This is a genomic window from Pseudomonas sp. PICF6 (genome assembly GCF_009831705.1).
In the GTDB taxonomy this organism is placed as follows: domain Bacteria; phylum Pseudomonadota; class Gammaproteobacteria; order Pseudomonadales; family Pseudomonadaceae; genus Aquipseudomonas; species Aquipseudomonas rhizophila.
On record NZ_WUUD01000017.1, the window covers coordinates 104,313 to 122,162 of the forward strand.

General features: G+C 63.2%; 18 protein-coding genes. 6 read left to right on the plus strand and 12 right to left on the minus strand.

Features of this window, described 5'->3' with window-relative positions:
• Window positions 1–140 precede the first annotated feature (140 nt).
• The gene (locus GSM73_RS10720) at window positions 141–470 is read left to right on the plus strand and encodes a hypothetical protein (RefSeq protein WP_047229012.1); all 330 of its coding nucleotides are present in this window, start codon (window positions 141–143) and stop codon (window positions 468–470) included.
• A gap of 8 nt (window positions 471–478) precedes the next feature.
• Here GSM73_RS10720 and GSM73_RS10725 read toward each other — a convergent pair whose 3' ends face one another.
• Window positions 479–2,359, minus strand: a complete 1,881-nt coding sequence (locus GSM73_RS10725) for a sigma-54-dependent Fis family transcriptional regulator (protein ID WP_160892478.1) — start codon at window positions 2,357–2,359, stop codon at window positions 479–481.
• A 361-nt stretch (window positions 2,360–2,720) separates the two neighbouring features.
• On the opposite strand from GSM73_RS10725, the gene GSM73_RS10730 reads away from it, so the two are divergent.
• The 5 genes from GSM73_RS10730 (at window position 2,721) to GSM73_RS10750 (ending at window position 8,087) form a co-directional block, all read left to right on the plus strand.
• On the plus strand, window positions 2,721–3,794 hold the full coding sequence (locus GSM73_RS10730; protein WP_160892480.1) for an ATP-NAD kinase family protein: 1,074 nt from the start codon (window positions 2,721–2,723) through the stop codon (window positions 3,792–3,794).
• A gap of 2 nt (window positions 3,795–3,796) precedes the next feature.
• Complete coding sequence (locus tag GSM73_RS10735; protein WP_047228963.1) at window positions 3,797–4,774, plus strand: thiamine pyrophosphate-dependent dehydrogenase E1 component subunit alpha; 978 nt, start codon at window positions 3,797–3,799, stop codon at window positions 4,772–4,774.
• A gap of 35 nt (window positions 4,775–4,809) precedes the next feature.
• A complete protein-coding gene (locus GSM73_RS10740) occupies window positions 4,810–5,826 on the plus strand; it encodes an alpha-ketoacid dehydrogenase subunit beta (protein ID WP_160892482.1) in 1,017 nt (338 codons plus the stop codon).
• On the plus strand, window positions 5,826–6,938 hold the full coding sequence (locus tag GSM73_RS10745; RefSeq protein WP_047228965.1) for an acetoin dehydrogenase dihydrolipoyllysine-residue acetyltransferase subunit: 1,113 nt from the start codon (window positions 5,826–5,828) through the stop codon (window positions 6,936–6,938). The genes GSM73_RS10740 and GSM73_RS10745 overlap by 1 nt, the downstream gene beginning before the upstream one ends.
• An 84-nt stretch (window positions 6,939–7,022) precedes the next feature.
• Window positions 7,023–8,087: a 2,3-butanediol dehydrogenase gene (locus GSM73_RS10750; RefSeq protein WP_230682633.1), complete on the plus strand. Its 1,065-nt coding sequence runs from the start codon at window positions 7,023–7,025 to the stop codon at window positions 8,085–8,087.
• A 55-nt stretch (window positions 8,088–8,142) separates the two neighbouring features.
• Here the strand turns inward: GSM73_RS10750 and GSM73_RS10755 are convergent, their stop codons facing one another.
• The 11 genes from GSM73_RS10755 to GSM73_RS10805 all read right to left on the minus strand — a co-directional run bounded on the left by GSM73_RS10755 (window position 8,143) and on the right by GSM73_RS10805 (window position 17,648).
• Window positions 8,143–8,649: a DUF6644 family protein gene (locus GSM73_RS10755; RefSeq protein WP_047228967.1), complete on the minus strand. Its 507-nt coding sequence runs from the start codon at window positions 8,647–8,649 to the stop codon at window positions 8,143–8,145.
• Window positions 8,649–8,999 carry a DUF6152 family protein gene (locus GSM73_RS10760; RefSeq protein ID WP_076385202.1) on the minus strand — a complete coding sequence of 117 codons (351 nt, stop codon included), beginning with the start codon at window positions 8,997–8,999 and terminating at the stop codon, window positions 8,649–8,651. The genes GSM73_RS10755 and GSM73_RS10760 overlap by 1 nt, the downstream gene beginning before the upstream one ends.
• A 26-nt stretch (window positions 9,000–9,025) precedes the next feature.
• On the minus strand, window positions 9,026–9,580 hold the full coding sequence (locus GSM73_RS10765) for a DinB family protein (RefSeq protein ID WP_160892484.1): 555 nt from the start codon (window positions 9,578–9,580) through the stop codon (window positions 9,026–9,028).
• Window positions 9,581–9,758: 178 nt separating this feature from the next.
• Window positions 9,759–10,676 carry a dihydrodipicolinate synthase family protein gene (locus GSM73_RS10770; protein WP_047228970.1) on the minus strand — a complete coding sequence of 306 codons (918 nt, stop codon included), beginning with the start codon at window positions 10,674–10,676 and terminating at the stop codon, window positions 9,759–9,761.
• A gap of 206 nt (window positions 10,677–10,882) precedes the next feature.
• Window positions 10,883–11,911 carry a proline racemase family protein gene (locus GSM73_RS10775; protein WP_076385197.1) on the minus strand — a complete coding sequence of 343 codons (1,029 nt, stop codon included), beginning with the start codon at window positions 11,909–11,911 and terminating at the stop codon, window positions 10,883–10,885.
• Between the two features lie 115 nt (window positions 11,912–12,026).
• Complete coding sequence (locus tag GSM73_RS10780) at window positions 12,027–12,749, minus strand: amino acid ABC transporter ATP-binding protein (RefSeq protein WP_047228972.1); 723 nt, start codon at window positions 12,747–12,749, stop codon at window positions 12,027–12,029.
• Window positions 12,742–13,392: an amino acid ABC transporter permease gene (locus GSM73_RS10785; RefSeq protein ID WP_076385195.1), complete on the minus strand. Its 651-nt coding sequence runs from the start codon at window positions 13,390–13,392 to the stop codon at window positions 12,742–12,744. Before GSM73_RS10785 ends, GSM73_RS10780 begins: the two co-directional genes overlap by 8 nt.
• Window positions 13,393–13,401: 9 nt before the next feature.
• Window positions 13,402–14,067, minus strand: coding sequence for an amino acid ABC transporter permease (locus GSM73_RS10790; RefSeq protein WP_047228974.1), 666 nt, complete (start codon window positions 14,065–14,067; stop codon window positions 13,402–13,404).
• Between the two features lie 3 nt (window positions 14,068–14,070).
• A complete protein-coding gene (locus GSM73_RS10795) occupies window positions 14,071–15,837 on the minus strand; it encodes an aconitase X (RefSeq protein WP_160892486.1) in 1,767 nt (588 codons plus the stop codon).
• A gap of 10 nt (window positions 15,838–15,847) precedes the next feature.
• Window positions 15,848–16,666, minus strand: coding sequence for a transporter substrate-binding domain-containing protein (locus GSM73_RS10800; RefSeq protein WP_047228976.1), 819 nt, complete (start codon window positions 16,664–16,666; stop codon window positions 15,848–15,850).
• Between the two features lie 232 nt (window positions 16,667–16,898).
• A complete protein-coding gene (locus tag GSM73_RS10805; RefSeq protein ID WP_076385191.1) occupies window positions 16,899–17,648 on the minus strand; it encodes an AraC family transcriptional regulator in 750 nt (249 codons plus the stop codon).
• Between the last annotated feature and the right edge of the window lie 202 nt (window positions 17,649–17,850).

A 17,850-nucleotide genomic window follows, 5' to 3' on the forward strand; every position in this document is an offset into this window, starting at 1 on the left:
CCGCGTTATCGTTCATCGCGGGCAAGCCTTGCTCCCACAGATGAATCCCTCCCTACTAGGAATTGCGTAGCCGTGCTGGCCCCTTGCTCTTTCCAAGGTTGTCAAACTTCTTTTATTTCAGAAAGTTGGGCGACAAACCTATGCGGATTTCTATGTGGGTCGTGGTGACGTGTCTCCTGGTCGCCGTTTCGCTTGAGGCTCAGGCAAAGGCCCTGACGAAAAACCAGCAGTCGGTGTGCCGCTGGGGTTCGGACATTGCCGCCGGCGCCCAGGCGTCGAAGCTTTCCGGGATCACCTTGTACGGCGCGCGCAAAAGGTTGCAGGTGCGCAAGTTTCCCCGGCCGTGGATGCGCATGACCGCCCTGGGCATCACCGAACAGACCTATAACAGCGCTTCGCGTCTCAAGCCCGCGGCCATCAAGCAGACCTACTACGAACAGTGCGTGCGGCATGCGCTGGCGCGAAGATAAGCGTTGGTTCACGCCGGGCTTCTGCCGGGCATTTCGATGCCATGCAGGTGAACCCTTCGATACAGGGTCGCTCGGGAAATGCCCAGCGCCCGTGCAGCGGCGGTGGGCTTCCAGCGATGCCGCACCAGCGCATCGAGCAGCATCTGACGCTCCGGGCTGGCGCTGGGTTGTGGTGCGTCGACAGGCGCTTGTGTGCAGTGCAATGACTCGGGCAGGTGACTGAGCTGGATCACACTCGCCTCGCTCACCGCGCAGGCGTAGCGCAGCACATGACGCAACTGACGGATATTGCCCGGCCAGTGATAACCAAGCAGGCATTCCAGGGCTGCGCCGCTCAATTGCGCCATCCCCCCGCACTGCGCCGATTCCTCATCCAGAATGCGGTTGATCAACGCCAGCCGGTCACTGCGCTCACGCAGCGGTGGAAGTTGGAAGCGGGCGCCGCCGAGGCGAAAGTACAGATCCTCGCGAAACCCGCTGGCGGCAACCAATGTCTCCAGGTCGCGGTGGGTGGCGCAGATCACCTGAATGTCCACGGCCCTGCGCCGTGACGCCCCCAGTGGCGCCACTTCACCTTCGGCCAATACTCTTAGCAGGCGCGTTTGCAAAGCCAGCGGCATGTCACCGATTTCATCCAGAAACAGTGTGCCGCCATCGGCTTGTTGCAGCAGGCCCTGCATACCTTTGGCCGAGGCCCCGGTGAAGGCCCCGGCAACGTAGCCGAACAACTCGCTTTCGATCAGGCTTTCGGGAATCGCCGCGCAGTTCAATGCCACGAACGGCCGGTCACGGCGCTGGCTGGCCTGATGCAGTTGGCGGGCAAATACCTCCTTGCCAGAGCCGGTTTCGCCTTGGATCAGCACCGGCAAGTTGCGATCCTTGACCCGTACCGCCAGACGCAGGCTGTCGGCCAATCGAGGATCCAGCTCCACCGGGGCCATGGCAACCCGGGGGCGCGGATTGGCCCGCTGTCGCGGCGCACTCAGACGACCATGCAAAGGCGACTCGATGCCGGGGCTGGACAGCGGATACAGACGCTCGTCGCGGGCTCGGTGCAGCAGTTGCTGGTCGAACACCTGGCTGATGTGTTGCGGCAGTTGGCCGTAGTGTTGCAGCAGGTACTGGCGGGCTGCGGGGTTCAGGGCTTGCAGGCAACCGTCGTCGTCCCAGGCGAACAGCAAGTCTGGCTGGCTGTCGACGTAGCCGGCGTTGCGATGGGCCCGCAGCACCCAGTAGCCCTGGGCGCTGCTCATGAAAAACGCCTGTTCGATTTCCCGAGCGCTCTGGACCACCATCTGCCGGATCAGGTGCTGTGAGCGTCGATCATCCGGTGAACGCACCGCCGAGACATCCAGAACCCCGAGCAACTGCCCTTGCGGGTCGAAAACCGGCGCGGCGGAGCAGGTCAGGCCGATGAACGCCGCCCGGAAATGATCGCGCTTGTGCACCGTCACCGGGGCTTTGGCCGTGAGCACCGCCGCCACGCCGCAGGTGCCTTCTTCCCCCTCCGACCAGCAGGTGCCCAAGTACAGCCCGGCCTTGCGGCAGTCATTGCGAATGGTGGTTTCCACCCGGTAATCGATGGTCTGGCCCTGGGCATCGGTGAGCAGCACGCAGTAGTCGGCATCCCGCACCCGACCATGCAGCCGGGCGACTTCTTCGCTGGCGATATTAAGGAACAGTTCCGAGCGCTCGCGGCATTGCTTGAGCACGTCCTGGGACAGGATGCGCGGGCCCTGCAGCGAACCGGGGTCCAGATGATGTTGCTCCATGGAGCGACGCCAGGAGTCGAGGATCAGGTCCGGGACGGGCAGCTGTGGCAGTTGCGCGGCGTTTTTCAGTACGCGGCTGACGCAATCCACATGCGCCCGGGAGTGAGCGGAAAGCATACGGGCCTCCGTTTCAGCTTCTTATCGTTGTGCGCTCATTAAGCGCCGTTCGTTGTGCGCAGACAAGCTCGGCGAGCCGCACCGGCAAGTGTGAGACGCCACGTCTCACGGTCTCGCCAGAGCCTCGTGCAGGCTGACATGTCGCGTCTCACAGCGCGTGGGTGGATTCCCTCGGAGGAGGCGCTGCGATGGCTCTGTTCCGGGCCTTTCGCCGGTTCTATCGGTATCTGGCACCGCCCTTGCTCTAGCGTCTGCAGCCGACCCGTTCGGACTGCCAATAATAAAAAACGAGGTGTCCCATGTCTCTGCACCGAGGGTTTTGCTGCCCAGGTCGTCCATCTACTCAACTGCCGGTGGCGCCATGAGTCGCCGTCCACTGACCGTGGGCATCATTGCCAACCCGGCGTCGGGGCGCGATGTGCGACGCCTGACCGCCAACGCCGGGTTGTTTTCCAGCACCGACAAGGTTTCGGTGATCCAGCGGCTGCTGGCCGCCTTTGGTGCCACCGGTATCGAGCAGGTCCTGATGCCGACCGACATGACCGGCATTGCCGCCGCCGTGCTGAAGAACAGCCACAGCCGCCAGGCGCGCAGCAGCCATTGGCCGGCCCTGGAATTTCTCGACCTGACGCTGCGCCAGACCGTCGAAGATACGCGTCAGGCCGCGCGCCTGATGGCAGAACGCGAGGTGAGCCTGATCGCCGTGCTGGGCGGCGACGGCACCCACAAGGCCGTGGCCGCCGAAGTCGGTGATATCCCGCTGCTGACCCTCTCCACGGGCACCAATAACGCCTTTCCCGAACTGCGCGAAGCCACCAGTGCCGGATTGGCCGGTGGGTTGTACGCCAGCGGCCGGATACCTGCGCAGATCGGCCTGCGTCGCAACAAACGCCTGTTGGTCTGCGATGCCGGACGCGGTTTGCGCGAAGTCGCCCTGGTGGACGTCGCCGTGTCGCCGCTGCGCTTTGTCGGCGCCCGGGCCATCAGTCGGGCGCAGGACCTGGTCGAGGTGTTCGTGACCTTCGCCGAGCCGCAATCCATCGGCCTGTCGGCGCTGTGTGGCTTGTGGTTCCCGGTGTCACGTCAGGCAGCGGGTGGTGCCTGGATGCGCCTGGACCCGCAATCGCCCGAAGCGTTGCTGGTGCCGCTGGCCCCTGGTCTGTTGCAAGGCTGTGGCGTGCTCGCCGCCGGGCCCCTGGAGCCTGGCATTGCCCATGGCCTGTCGCTCTCCAGAGGCACCCTGGCCCTGGACGGCGAACGGGAAATCGAATTCAACGCGCAGGACCGGCCCACGGTCACCCTCGATGCCGGCGGCCCGCTGAGCATCGATGTCAATGCGGTGCTGGCCTACGCCGCGCAACAGCGTTTGCTGGCCATCGGCCGCGAACACCCGCAACACCCTCTGAATCTTCAAGAAGACACCCCAGGAGAATAAAAATGTCGACACCGCTCACCCACGATCAACTGCTGCACGCCTATCAGGTGATGCGCACCATCCGCGCTTTCGAAGAGCGCCTGCACGTGGAGTTCGCCACTGGCGAGATTCCCGGTTTCGTCCACCTGTATGCCGGCGAAGAGGCGTCGGCCGCCGGCGTCATGGCCCATTTGGGCGATGACGATTGCATCGCCTCCAACCACCGAGGCCACGGTCATTGCATCGCCAAGGGCGTGGACGTGTACGGGATGATGGCCGAGATCTACGGCAAGAAGACCGGCGTCTGCCAAGGCAAGGGCGGCTCCATGCACATTGCCGATTTCGAGAAAGGCATGCTCGGCGCCAATGGCATTGTCGGGGCGGGCGCGCCCCTGGTGGTGGGCGCCGCGCTGGCCGCCCGGCTCAAGGGCACCGACAGCGTCGCCGTGGTGTTTTTCGGTGATGGTGGCTCCAACGAAGGCGCGGTATTCGAAGCCATGAACATGGCCTCGGTGTGGAACCTGCCGTGCCTGTTCATCGCTGAAAACAATGGCTACGCCGAAGCCACCGCGTCCAATTGGTCGGTGGCCTGCGATCACATTGCCGACCGCGCCGCCGGTTTCGGCATGCCCGGGGTGACTGTAGATGGCTTTGACTTCTTTGCCGTGCATGAAGCCGCCGGGGCCGCCGTCGAACGCGCCCGTGCCGGGGAGGGGCCTTCGCTGATCGAGGTCAAGCTGACCCGTTACTACGGCCACTTCGAGGGCGATGCCCAGACTTATCGGGCACCCGACGAGGTCAAGCATTTTCGCGAGAACCAGGATTGCCTGATGCAGTTTCGCGAGCGCACCACGCGGGCCGGATTGCTCACCGTCGAGCAGTTGGACCAGATCGACAAGGAGATCGAGTTGCTGATCGAAAACGCCGTGTACAAAGCCAAGTCCGATCCCAAGCCCACCGCGGCGGACCTGCTGACCGACGTCTACGTCTCCTATCCCTGAACGCTCTTCATAAAACAAGAACAGAGAATCCCATCATGACGAGAAAAATCAGCTATCAGCAGGCAATCAACGAAGCCTTGGCCCAGGAGATGCGCCGCGACTCCAGCGTCTTCATCATGGGCGAAGACGTCGCCGGTGGTGCCGGCGCGCCCGGTGAAAACGACGCCTGGGGCGGTGTGCTCGGTGTCACCAAGGGGCTTTACGACCAGTTTCCCGGGCGTGTGCTGGATACGCCGCTGTCGGAAATCGGTTACGTCGGCGCGGCGGTCGGGGCGGCGACCTGTGGCGTGCGCCCGGTGTGCGAACTGATGTTCGTCGACTTCGCCGGGTGCTGCCTGGACCAGATCCTCAACCAGGCGGCGAAGTTTCGCTACATGTTCGGCGGCAAGGCCTCCACGCCGCTGGTGATCCGCACCATGGTCGGCGCCGGCTTGCGTGCCGCCGCCCAGCATTCCCAAATGCTCACCTCCTTGTGGACGCACATTCCGGGGCTGAAAGTGGTGTGCCCGTCATCGCCTTACGACGCCAAGGGCCTGCTGATCCAGGCGATCCGCGACAACGACCCGGTGATCTTCTGCGAGCACAAATTGCTCTACAGCATGCAGGGCGAGGTGCCGGAAGAGCTCTACACCATTCCCTTCGGCGAGGCCAATTTTCTGCGCGACGGCAAAGACGTGACCCTGGTGTCGTACGGGCGCATGGTCAATACCGCGATGGACGCGGCCCGCAGCCTGGCCGGGCGCGGCATCGATTGCGAGGTCATCGACCTGCGCACCACCAGCCCGATGGACGAGGACAGCATCCTGGAAAGCGTCGAGAAAACCGGGCGCCTGGTGGTCATCGATGAGGCCAACCCACGCTGCTCAATGGCCACCGACATTTCCGCGCTGGTGGCGCAAAAAGCCTTTGGCGCGCTCAAGGCGCCGATTGAAATGGTCACCGCGCCCCATACCCCGGTGCCGTTCTCCGATGCCCTGGAAGACCTGTACATCCCTGACGCGGCGAAGATCGAACAAGCCGTGCTCAACGTGATCGAGTGGAGCAAGCGCTGATGAGCCAGATTCATACCCTGACCATGCCCAAGTGGGGCCTGTCGATGACCGAAGGCCGGGTCGATGCCTGGCTCAAGGAGGAGGGCCAGGCCATCACCAAGGGTGATGAAGTGATGGACGTGGAAACCGACAAGATTTCCAGCAGCGTCGAAGCGCCGTTCTCCGGGATCTTGCGGCGGCAGGTTGCCCGACAGGACGAAACCCTGGCGGTCGGCGCCTTGCTCGGGATTGTCGTCGACGGTGAAGCGAGCGATGCCGAGATCGATGCGGTCATCGAGCAGTTCCAGTCGTCCTTTGTGCCCGGCGACGCTGCCGACGAAGACAGCGGCCCGAAACCGCAGAAAGTCGAACTGGATGGCCGGGTGATCCGCTTTTTCGAGCGTGGCGAAGGCGGCACGCCGCTGCTGCTGGTGCATGGTTTCGGCGGCGACCTGAACAATTGGCTGTTCAACCACGAAGCACTGGCGGCCGGGCGTCGGGTCATCGCCCTGGACCTGCCGGGCCATGGCGAATCCGCCAAGACACTGCAACGCGGTGACCTGGACGAACTGAGCGGCGTGGTGCTGGCCTTACTCGATCACCTGGACATCAACGCTGTGCATCTGGTGGGGCATTCCATGGGTGGGGCGGTGTCGCTGAACGCCGCGCGCCTGATGCCCCAGCGAGTGCGGTCGCTGACCTTGATCGGCAGTGCCGGGCTGGGCGCGCAGATCAATGGCAGCTACCTCAAAGGTTTTGTCGAAGCGGCCAACCGCAACGCCCTCAAGCCGCAACTGGTGCAACTGTTCTCCAATGCCGAGCTGGTCACCCGGCAGATGCTCGATGACATGCTCAAGTACAAGCGCCTGGAGGGTGTGGACGCTGCGCTGTTGCAACTGTCAGCGACGCTGTTCGCCGACGGCCGCCAGCAGGTGGATTTACGCGAAGTGGTGCAGGCCGGCCACGTCCCGACGCTGGTGATCTGGGGCAGCGACGACGCGATCATCCCGGCGGTCCACAGCGATGGGCTGAGTGCCCAGGTCGAGGTGCTGCCCGGCCAGGGGCACATGGTGCAAATGGAAGCGGCCGAGCAGGTCAACCGGTTGATCCTCGGGTTCATTGAGCAGCACTGATCAAGCGGGCGGCGCGGTGATTCGTCGCCCCTACAAAATTCTGGAGGCAACGCTATGAACGTTTCAATCAAGCCTACCCGCAGCATGCGCGCCGCTGTCTGGCATGGCCGCAACGACATCCGCGTCGAAGACGTGCCGCTGCCCGTAGCGCCGCCCGCCGGCTGGGTGCAGATCCGCGTGCAGTGGTGCGGCATCTGTGGTTCTGACCTGCATGAATATGTGGCCGGGCCGGTATTCATTCCGGTGGACGCGCCGCATCCGCTGACCGGCATCAAGGGCCAGTGCATCCTCGGCCATGAGTTCTGCGGTGAAATCGTCGAATTGGGGGCTGGTGTCGAGGGCTTCAGCGTCGGCGAGCCGGTGGCGGCCGATGCCTGTCAGCACTGTGGCACCTGCTATTACTGCACCCACGGGCTCTACAACATCTGCGAAAACCTGGCGTTCACCGGGCTGATGAACAACGGTGCGTTCGCGGAGCTGGTCAATGTGCCGGCCAATCTGCTTTACAAACTGCCTGCCGATTTTCCCGCCGAAGCCGGCGCGCTGATCGAGCCGTTGGCGGTGGGCATGCATGCGGTGAAAAAGGCCGGCAGCCTGTTGGGCCAGAACGTAGTGGTGGTCGGCGCCGGTACGATCGGCCTGTGCACCATCATGTGCGCCAAGGCCGCCGGCGCGGCGCAGGTGATCGCCCTGGAAATGTCCGGTGCGCGCAAGGCCAAGGCCCTGGAAGTCGGGGCCAGTCATGTGATCGATCCGAACGAGTGCGACGCCCTGGCCGAAGTCCGTCGTTTGACCGCTGGTCTGGGGGCCGACGTCAGTTTCGAGTGCATCGGCAACAAGCACACCGCCAAACTCGCCATCGACCTGATCCGCAAGGCGGGCAAATGTGTGCTGGTGGGGATTTTCGAGGAACCGAGCGAGTTCAACTTCTTTGAACTGGTCTCCACCGAGAAGCAGGTACTTGGCGCGCTGGCCTACAACGGTGAATTCGCCGACGTGATTGCCTTCATCGCCGATGGGCGCCTGGACATCTCGCCGCTGGTGACCGGGCGCATCCAGCTGGAGCAGATCGTTGGCCAGGGGTTCGAGGAACTGGTCAACAACAAGGAGCACAACGTGAAAATCATCGTGTCACCCGCACGGATCTGAGCGCGCCTGAGGTGGGCGATTGGCGATGGCCGGCAAGGCCATCGCACTTTTTATCTCAGGTATAGGCCAGCAAGCGCCCACACAACACCACCGTGAACCATATCGCCACGGACAGCACCGCCTGCGCTTTTGCAAGTCCTGGTGCCGCGCTGGCGGTGTTCCATTGGCTGACCGTGCGATAAATCCCGAGGTGAAACGCCAGGGCGTTGAGGCCCGCCGCCGCAATCAGGCACAGCTTGAGGATAAACACGCCATTGCCGGCGAAGTCATGGGGATGGGCGCTGAACATCATCAAACCGGCGGGTACGATCAACAGCAGGGCCGCAAGGGCCCAGGGCAGTAGATGGCGGGCCAGCGCCGTCACGGCAATGTCCTTGGACACCCCAAGCACCCGCAAATCGAACATCACCACCGCGCCCACCAACAGCGAAAACCCGATGATGTGCACCACCTCCACCAACGGGTAGAGCCACAGTTCGCCGCGCATGGCCAGCGCCAGGGACGAACCTTCCAGTTGGTCCAGCCAGCCCTGCGGGTCGTTGCCTGCCTCGATGGCCTGCATCAGCGCAACTCGACGGTCTTGTTGTCGACGGTGATGCGTTCTGCGCGCAACTCATCGGGTTTGTTGCGGTTTGCATAGCCGACCACGCCCACCTGGTTGCCAGGCTTGAGCATGTCCTTGCTCAGGCCTCGGTTCTCCATGCGTGACGGCGGGGCGAGCACCACGGTCCAGGTTTTGTCCGCCGTTTTCAGGCGCACGAAGCCATGGGGATGCGAATAGCCGGATTCTTCTATCGTTCCGTTGAGTTGCAGGGTGTTGTCAGTGTCGTACTCGCTCCAGCCGTGATGGGCCAGGGCTGTCGTTGCCATCAGCATCAACGATAAGCCGATGCAACCGAGTATGTGTTTCATGGCAGGTCTCCTGTTGGATCATCGGTTCAGCCCGGCAGGTAGTTGCGCCAGACGCGGTCTTCGCCGAGCTGCAGTGACTGCTCGTCTTCTTCGCGAAACCTGTGGTCGCAGTCGAGGAAGAACTCATCGAGTTGCGGCGGCTTGACGTGGGTGGCACTGAGCATGGTGTGGACCTGTCCGCGATGATGGATCTGATGTTCGAACAGGTGCAACAGCAGTCGGTCGATTCGTTCGCGCACCACCTCGTCGACACGCACCAGATCGACGGAGCGGGCGAGGTCGGTTTCCCGCAGGGCTTCGCAGAATGCCACCAGTCGCTGGTCGGTTTGAGTTTGATTGTGCCGTAGTTGGGCAAAGGCCAGCGTCTCGGAAAAATCCTTTATCTGGCCGTCACGGTCGCCTTCCAGGGCGGTGAGGTAATAGCGGTCCACTTCCAGGATGTGGCAAAGCGTGGCCTGGATGGACGGGAAGAACCCCGTGCGCGGTGCCTGGTATTGGGCCTCGCTCAACGGCGCGCAGGCAGTGAGTAGTCGGTGATTGGCCCACTGATTGTTCAGGGCCTGGGCCAGGAAATAGTTCATGGGGCACCTTGTGTGCGAGCTGGCTCACGATGAGGGCGGCACATCCAGCATAGTCGATTCAGACAGACCGCTATCGCGAGCAGGCTCGCTCCCACAGGGGATTTGTGGTGAATGTGGGAGCGAGCCTGCTCGCGATGGCGGCGGCGCTATCACCGCCGGTCAGCGCCATGTCCTGCGGTCAAAGCCCCACATCCGGCAACACCGGCCGATTGGCCAGGGCCTTGGCCATGATCTGCTCGACGTACACGCGATCTTCCTCCGGCAGCGCCAGGCGTGGTGGGCGGGTGAGGGCGCTGCCGCGACCGGCGATGGCTTCGCACAGTTTGATGCACTGCACCAGGTCGGCGCGGGCGTCCAGGTGCAGGATCGGCATCAGCCATTCATAGATCGGCATCGCTTCGGCAAAACGCCCGGCGCGGGCCAGGCGGAAAATGGTTTCGCCTTCTTGGGGGAACACGTTGGACATCCCCGAGACCCAGCCTTCGGCACCCACGGCCAAGCTTTCCAGCACCACGTCGTCCAGGCCTGCAAACAACACAAAGCGGTCGCCCACTTCATTGCGCACGTCGATGAAGCGCCGGGTGTCGCCGGACGAATCCTTGAAACACACCACGTTGTCGCAGTCGGCCAGGGAAATCAGGATGTCCGGGGTCACGTCATTCTTGTAGATCGGCGGGTTGTTGTAGACCATCAACGGCACGTCGGCATGCCGGGCCACGTAGCGGAAATGCTCGGCGGTCTCGAACGGCTTGGAGCCATAGACCAGTGCCGGCATCAGCATCACGCCGTCGACGCCAACCCGGCGCACCGCGTTGGCGACCTTGGCCGCCTGCACGCTGGTGAACTCGGCCACGCCGCAGATCACCGGCACCCGGCCCCGGGCAGCATCCACCGCCACTTCGGTCACGGCGATTTTCTCCTCGGCGCTCAGGGAGGTGTTTTCCCCCACCGAGCCGCAGACCACCAGGCCTGACACGCCATCGCGGATGACGTTGGAAATCACTTGATGGGTTTTTTCCAGGTTGATGGAAAAGTCATCGTTGAACTGCGTGGTGACGGCGGGGAATACGCCGCTCCAGTTGATGCGTTTGCTCATGGTTGTCTCCGGTTATGGTGTTTCGTATGCGCAAAAATTTAATTCACTACAAATCCCCTGTGGCGAGGGAGCTTGCTCCCGCTGGGGCGCGAAGCGGCCCCAACAATGACCTGACAACTCGATGTGTCAGGCAATCCAAGAGGGCTGCTGCGCAGCCCAGCGGGAGCAAGCTCCCTCGCCACAGGGAGATGTGCAAAGTTCGAAAGTCATGCGCCAGGCCAGGTATCCGAAAGCCGATACCCCTGTGGCCAGGGATCTGCCGGGTCGAGCAGCAACTGATGCGTGCCGGTGATCCACGCGCGCCCGGCGATGCACGGATAAATCGCCGGACGCCCGGCCACTTCGGTCAATGAATCGATACGGCAGTGGAACTCGGAGCCGATGATCGAGCGGCCGATGAAACGCTCTCCCACTTGCATCAACCCCTTGGCGTGCAACACCGCCATGCGCGCCGAGCAACCGGTGCCGGTGGGGGAGCGATCGATCTTGCCGGGCTGGATCACCACGGCGTTGGCACCGCTGGCGATGCCGTTCTCCAGGACGATGGGCGCGGCAATCTGGCAAAACGAGATATGCGACCAGTCCGGGTTCAACGGATGGACAAAGCCCAGTTGCTCGTTGGCGGCCCGGGTGATTTTCAACCCCACGGCCACCAATTCGGCCGCTTCATCAGGACGGATAGCAAAACCCAGGCGCTGGGCGTCGACGATGACGAAACTGTCGCCGCCGTAGGCAGTGTCCACCTGCAGCGACCCCAGCCCCTCGACTTCGATCCAGGCATCGAGGCGGTCGGCGAAGGAGGGCACGTTCTTGATTTCCACCCGCTGGACTTTACCGTCGCGGCAGTCGGCCACCGCTTCGATCAGCCCGCCGGGCGCTTCGAGGACCAAGCGCGTCTGGGGCTCGGTCATGGGCAGGATGCCGCTATCGAGCAACACAGTGGCGACGCACAACGAGTTGGAACCGGACATCGGCGGTGTGTCGGCCGGTTCCATGATGATCCAGGCCATCTGCGCCCGCGGGTCCTTGGCCGGCACCAGCAGGTTGACGTGACGGAACACGCCGCCACGGGGCTCGTTGAGGACGAAGTTGCGCAGGGTCTGGTCCTGGGCGATCCAGCGTGACTGTTCCCATACGGTGGCGCCGGGCGGTGGTGCGACGCCGCCGACGATCACATCGCCGACTTCGCCTTCGGCGTGGCAGCTGACGATATGGATGATTTTTGATGAGCGCATTGGCTGCTCCTTGGGTTGTCTGGTCGGGCCTCATCGCGAGCAGGCTCGCTCCCACACTGTTTTGCGTACGCCACAGAACCTGTGGGAGCGAGCCTGCTCGCGAAAGGGCCGTCCGCTATTTCACCGACTTGAGAAAAGCCGCCGTCTCCGGCTGCACAGGATTACCAATCACCTGATCCGGCGGCCCGATCTCATGGACCCGCCCGTCGCAGAAAAACGCCACGCGGTCGGACACATCCCGGGCGAAGCGGATCTCGTGGGTCACCAGCACCATGGTCATGCCGTCTTCGGCGAGCATGCGCATGGTGTCCAGCACTTCGCCCACCAATTGCGGGTCCAGGGCCGAGGTGGCTTCGTCGAAGAGCATGTAGTCCGGCGACATCGCCAGGGCCCGGGCGATCGCCATGCGCTGTTGTTGACCACCGGAAAGCTTGCCGGGGAAGGCCTTGAGTTTGTCTCCCAGGCCCACATGTTCCAGCTGTTGCAGCGCCAGCGCTTCGGCCTCCTGCTTGCTTTTGCCCAGCACTTTGCGAGGCGCCAGCATCACGTTTTCCAGCACGGTCAGATGGGGGAAAGCGTTCCATTGCTGGAACACGATGCCGATCTTTTGCCGCAAGCGGTTGAGGTCGGTGGCGCGGTCGTGAACCTCGATGCCGTCCACGCGGATGCTGCCTTTGTGGATCGGCTCAAGGCCGTTGATGCACATCAGCAGGGTCGATTTGCCGGAGCCGGAGCCGCCGATGATCGACACCACTTCCCCTTTGTCCACCGTCAGGCTCACGCCCTTGACCACTTCCAGCTCGCCAAAGGATTTGTGTACGTTCTCGATCTCAATCATTTTCCTGCCACCTTCTTTCCAGACGTGCGCCAAGGCGGGCGACCACCAGGCTCATGACGTAGTAAATGAGGCCCGCGATGCACAGCACCAGCAACGGTTCCTGGATGCGGGTGACGATGGTTTGCGAGGCGCGCAGCAGTTCGACGATGCCGATCCACATCACCAGCGCGGTGTCTTTCATCACGCCCAACACCAGGTTCAGCCAGCCAGGGAATGCGACCCGCGTGGCAATCGGCAGGACGATGTAGCGCAGATCCTGCAGGTAACTCAGGCCCAGGGAGCGACTGGCCCGCCGGGTACTCAACGGCACCGCCAGCACGCCACCGCGCACGATCTCGGTGAAGTAGGCGGCGGCGTAGACGCCGAGCACGATGCAACCGACCGCGAAGGCGCTCAGGTTCAGGCCGACGATGCTCTTGAGGGCGTTGAACAGCACGAACTGGATCAGCAGCGGAACGCTGCGAAACACGTCCAGTACCCAGGCCAGTGGCAGGCTGGCCCGCGGCAGCAATGCCCGCAGCAGGCCGAACAGCAAGCCGGCCAGGGAGCCCAGCAGGATCGACCACGCGGTCAGTTGCAGCGTGACCCAGGCCCCGTCGAGCAAGAACAGCAGATCGTTAAGGGTGAGGCTGGTGGTAAACATGACGCGCCCTCAGTAGCGAAACAATCGCCAGGACAACAGCCGGGCCAGCCCGACGATCAGCTTGGCGATCAGGTAATACAGCACCGCCGCGAGGGCGAAGTATTCGAAGGTGCGGAAGGTCTTGACGTTGTATTCCTGGGTGACGCCGGTCAGGTCGTTGTTCAGGCCAACCACCACACCCAGGGAGGTCATCAGCACCGCCCAGACCATCTGGTTGGTCAGCGGGTAGAACACGATGCGCAGCAGTTGCGGCACGATGATCATCCGGTAGGCTTGCCAGGCGCTCATGCCCAGGGAGCGGGCGGCGCGCATCTGGGTACTCGGCACGGCCTTGAGGCCGCCGCGAAAGTTTTCCGCCAGGTAACCGGCGTTGTTGAAGGTGATCCCGGCCAGCAACGCCAGCCAGGAACTGACGTGCAGCCCGAGAGAGCCGAGGCCGAAGTAGAGGATGTAGATCTGGAACAGCGAGGGCGTGTTGCGGGCGATCGACACCCAGCCATTGCCCACGCCGCGCAGCAGCGGATGGCGGGCCTGGCGCATCACCGTCAGCACCAGGGCGATCAGCACGCCGAAGATCATCGACAGCGCCGCGGTCTCGAAGGTGACCCAGGCCCCGGCGAGCATGTCGGGCAGGGCACGCAAGGCCGGGCGCCACTGGAAACTGTAGTCAAACATCGGTCAGGCCCCCATATGGACAGTCGGTTGCAGCCACGTCGGCGGTTGACCGCTGGCCGTTGCGCTGCACGCAGCTTCAACGCACTGCGCAAGGCTGGCGAAGTGCACGCCGCGACCGACCAGACCCGGTGCGTAATGGGCGTATTTGCCGGAGTTGGTCATCAGGGTGGTGGCGCCGGGCGGAATAACCGGCTCGCCCAACATGCACCAGCAGGTGTCGGTGACCAGGAGCGCGCCGAAGGCTTCGATAGCCTGCAGATGGCCCGCTTCGCGAGCCTGTTCCAGTACCGCTCGGCCACAGGTGATCGCCAGCACCACCTCCGGATGTTTGTGGCGGCCTGCGCACAGGGCCGACAGGGCGGCGAATTCGCTGAGGGAAAAATGCGGATTGCCCAGGGAGACCACGTCCACCTGGCGGTGCCGGGCGCTGTTGAGTTCGCGCCAACTGGCGAGCAGGCCGGCAACGCTGACAGTGTCCTGCGGCAAACTGACTCCCGGCTCCAGGACATCGACCGGGTCGAGGGCCTCGGGCGTCACCCCGGCGATGTGGAACAGCGGCGCGGCGCTGGTGGTGGCGAACGCGGCGCCGAAGGCTTTCAAGTCGTCCCGCGTGGGGGCGGCGTGCTCCAGGCCGCGGATCAGTGGAATGCGTCGGCCCGTCAGGCTGCCGATGTGATAACCCAGCAGCGGATAGAAACTGTCGTCCACGGGCCCCAGCGGCGGCACATCGATAATCAGCGCGGCTTTGCGCTGCGCGTCAAGATGGCAGCCGGTCAATGGCGCGCGGCCGCAGAGGGCGATGCAGATGTCCAGGAAGTCCGGGTACTTCTGCGTGCGGGCACCGAGCACGCTGTTGGCGTAGACCACGGCGTTGGATTCGGCCCAGACGATCTGTTCGCCAGCCTTGGGCGCGCTGTCGAGCAGGTAGGGGGCACAGGTGAAACTCAACTGCGCACCCATTGCCATGTAGGCATCCCCCAAGGCGCTGGCTGGCTCACCCAGAGCAGGGTCGACGCCCAGCTCCCGCCAGCGCCGCTGGTCTACGGAAATCGAATTGAGCGTGGTGGGCACGCGCACCTTCGCGCCCCATTGCACCAGTTGTTCGGCAAAACGCAGGCTGGCCGGGCCGGTATAGATGCAGCCATCGATGTGGGCCTGGGTCACATCCAGCAGTTGTGTGGCGCCCTGGATATCGGCCATGCGCAATACAATCTGCATCGCGACCTGGGCCGCCTTGCCGTGGCTGCCGTCCAGCAGCGCCTGGTCCTGTTGGCTGAGGCTGATGGTTGAACCGCTGAGCGCGGGGGTTGGAAAGTCCAGCCCATGCCAGCCATCGTTGGGGCGGCGACCCGACAAGGTCAGGCAAGCGCCTTCAATGCGCACAAACCCCTGGCCGCGCAACCGCTTGAAGGCCTCGTGCCCGACACACACCACCGGCAGGGAACGCTGGAAAATCACCTGCGCCACCAGCACGCCCAGGGTCAGGATTTCATCGGCCTCGGCCAGCACCAGGGCCGCAGGGGCGTGGCCGTTGCTGATCAGCTCCATCAGCACGCTGCTGCCGGTGCAGGAGCCACGCCCGCTGGGAATCGCCAGCACGCGCCCGGCCAGGCGTTCGCCGCTCAACGGATGATGGCGGTCAATCACCTCGCCGCTGGCCGGGTCGACCCCGCCCCAGAAACTCAGGCCCACATCGGCGTACAGCAGGGCGCCCTGGGCGGCACCCTCCACCAGACTTCGGCCCGTCACACGGGTAGGCGTGCTTGGCATGCTCCAATCCTCAGTAGTAAACCTGCGGCACCACCAGGTCGGCCGGCGGGATATCGGTGCCCACCCATTTGACGAACAGCTCCTTGTAACGGCCAGTGCGCACCTGCTGGTTGACGAAGAGATTGAGGTAGTTGATCAACCCGTACTCGTTGCGCTTGGCGCCAAGGGACACGTAGTCGATGACATAGGGCGCGTTGCCTGCGATTTTCAGGTTCTTGTACTTGCCCGACTTGATGGTCGCGGCCGCCACGGTGTTGGTCACCACGGTCGCATCGATGTGGCCCTGGGCGACGGCCAGCAGCGTGTCGTTCTGCGACTGGTAGGCGCGGAAACTGCCGCTGCCCCAACTCTTCTGGTCTTTTTCCAGGGCGATGGCTTCGTAGGTGCCGCTGGTGTTACCCAGAGGTTTGCCCTTGAGGTCGTCGTAGCTGTTGATGCCGGTATCGTCGCGGGTCAGCACCACCATCTGAAACGCGAAGTAGGGCACGGTCAGGCCCACGGTCTTGGCCCGCTCCAGGGTGTCGGAGGTGGAGGCGACGATCACGTCCGCACGGCCGGAAACCAGCGCCGGGATCCGGTCCGGGAACGGTGTTTCCACCACTTCGGGTTCCACGCCGAGGACTTTCGCCAGGTCGTGGCAATAGTCCACGTCAAAACCAGCGGGTTTATTGCCAGCGTCACGAAAACCCATGGGCGGGAAGTCCAGGGTCACGGCGCAGCGCAGTTTGCCGGAGCCGATGATGTCGTCGAGTTTGTCGGCGTGAGCGGGGGCGATGAAAAGGGGCGTGAGGGCAACGCTCAGGGCTACAGCCAATGCAGGGTTTTTCATAAATGCCTCGCTGTCGAATAAATGCGGATGAAATATCGTATTGAGGATTTCGTATACGATATTAAATAAAGCAAGCAGCGTGCCGGTTTGAGGTTGAGTCAGTGGTCATTGGTAAGGCTTTGATGTGCATGCATTAAAAGACGTGGAGCTGCGTCAGACGCCGAACAACGCTTGCGTGCGGTGTTACAGATAGGAGCAATCGCAGTCCCCATGCCCCACCAGGGAACACAGGTCAGCGCTGATTTTCGCGATACTGACTGGGTGAAAGGCTGGTCAAGGCGCGGAACTGCCGGCTGAACGCGCTGTGATCGGTGTAGCCGCAGCGCAGGGCGATTTCGGTGATGGGCAGGTCGTGGTCCAGTAACAACCGCGAGGCTTCTTCCAGCCGCGCCTTGTGAATCATCTGCCGGGGCGTGAGCTGGAAGATGCGCTTGCAGTGGCGCTCCAACTGCGCCACCGACAACCCGGCGATAGCGGTCAGGTCGGCAAGGCTGATGGGGTGGGCGAAGTGCTGTTTGATATGGGCATCCACCGCCGCCAGTTTGTGGAACGCAGGGTGACTCGACTGGGGCAGTTGCAAGTCCCGGGAAATCCCGGCCAGGCCGACGATCTGGCCGTTGGGCGCATGCAGGGCGAGTTTATGGGTCAGGCACCACACCGGCTGGTTGCCGTAGTACAGGTGCAGTTCGAGCTGGTCGGCCAGTTCCCGGCCGCTGGCCAGCACCCGTCGGTCCTGCTCGGTGTACAGCGGGCCGAAACGCTCGGGAAAAACCTGCTCGGCAGTGAGGCCCAGCAGGTCAGCGCTTTGTTTGAAGCCGCAACGCCGGGCCAGGGTCTGGTTGACGAAGGCATAGCGGGCTTGCCTGTCCTTGATGAAAAACACCACGTCCGACAGGGTGTCGAGCAACGGCGCGATGGGTTGCAGGCTGTTGAGCAGGGTCGGTAAATCGCAGGGGGCGAAGGAAGTGAGCGTGGGGTACATGGTCCAGCATCGCCTTTTGATGGGAGCGAGCGTGCTCGCGGTAGCGCAGTGTCGATCGAAAATACGGGACCTGTCACCTCGCAATCGCACGCTGGTTCGCACAGTTCTTTATGAATGACCCGAAGCAACTGTGGGAGCGAGCCTGCTCGCGATAGCGGAGTGTCAGTCAACATCAATGCTGCTGAACCGGCGCTATCGCGAG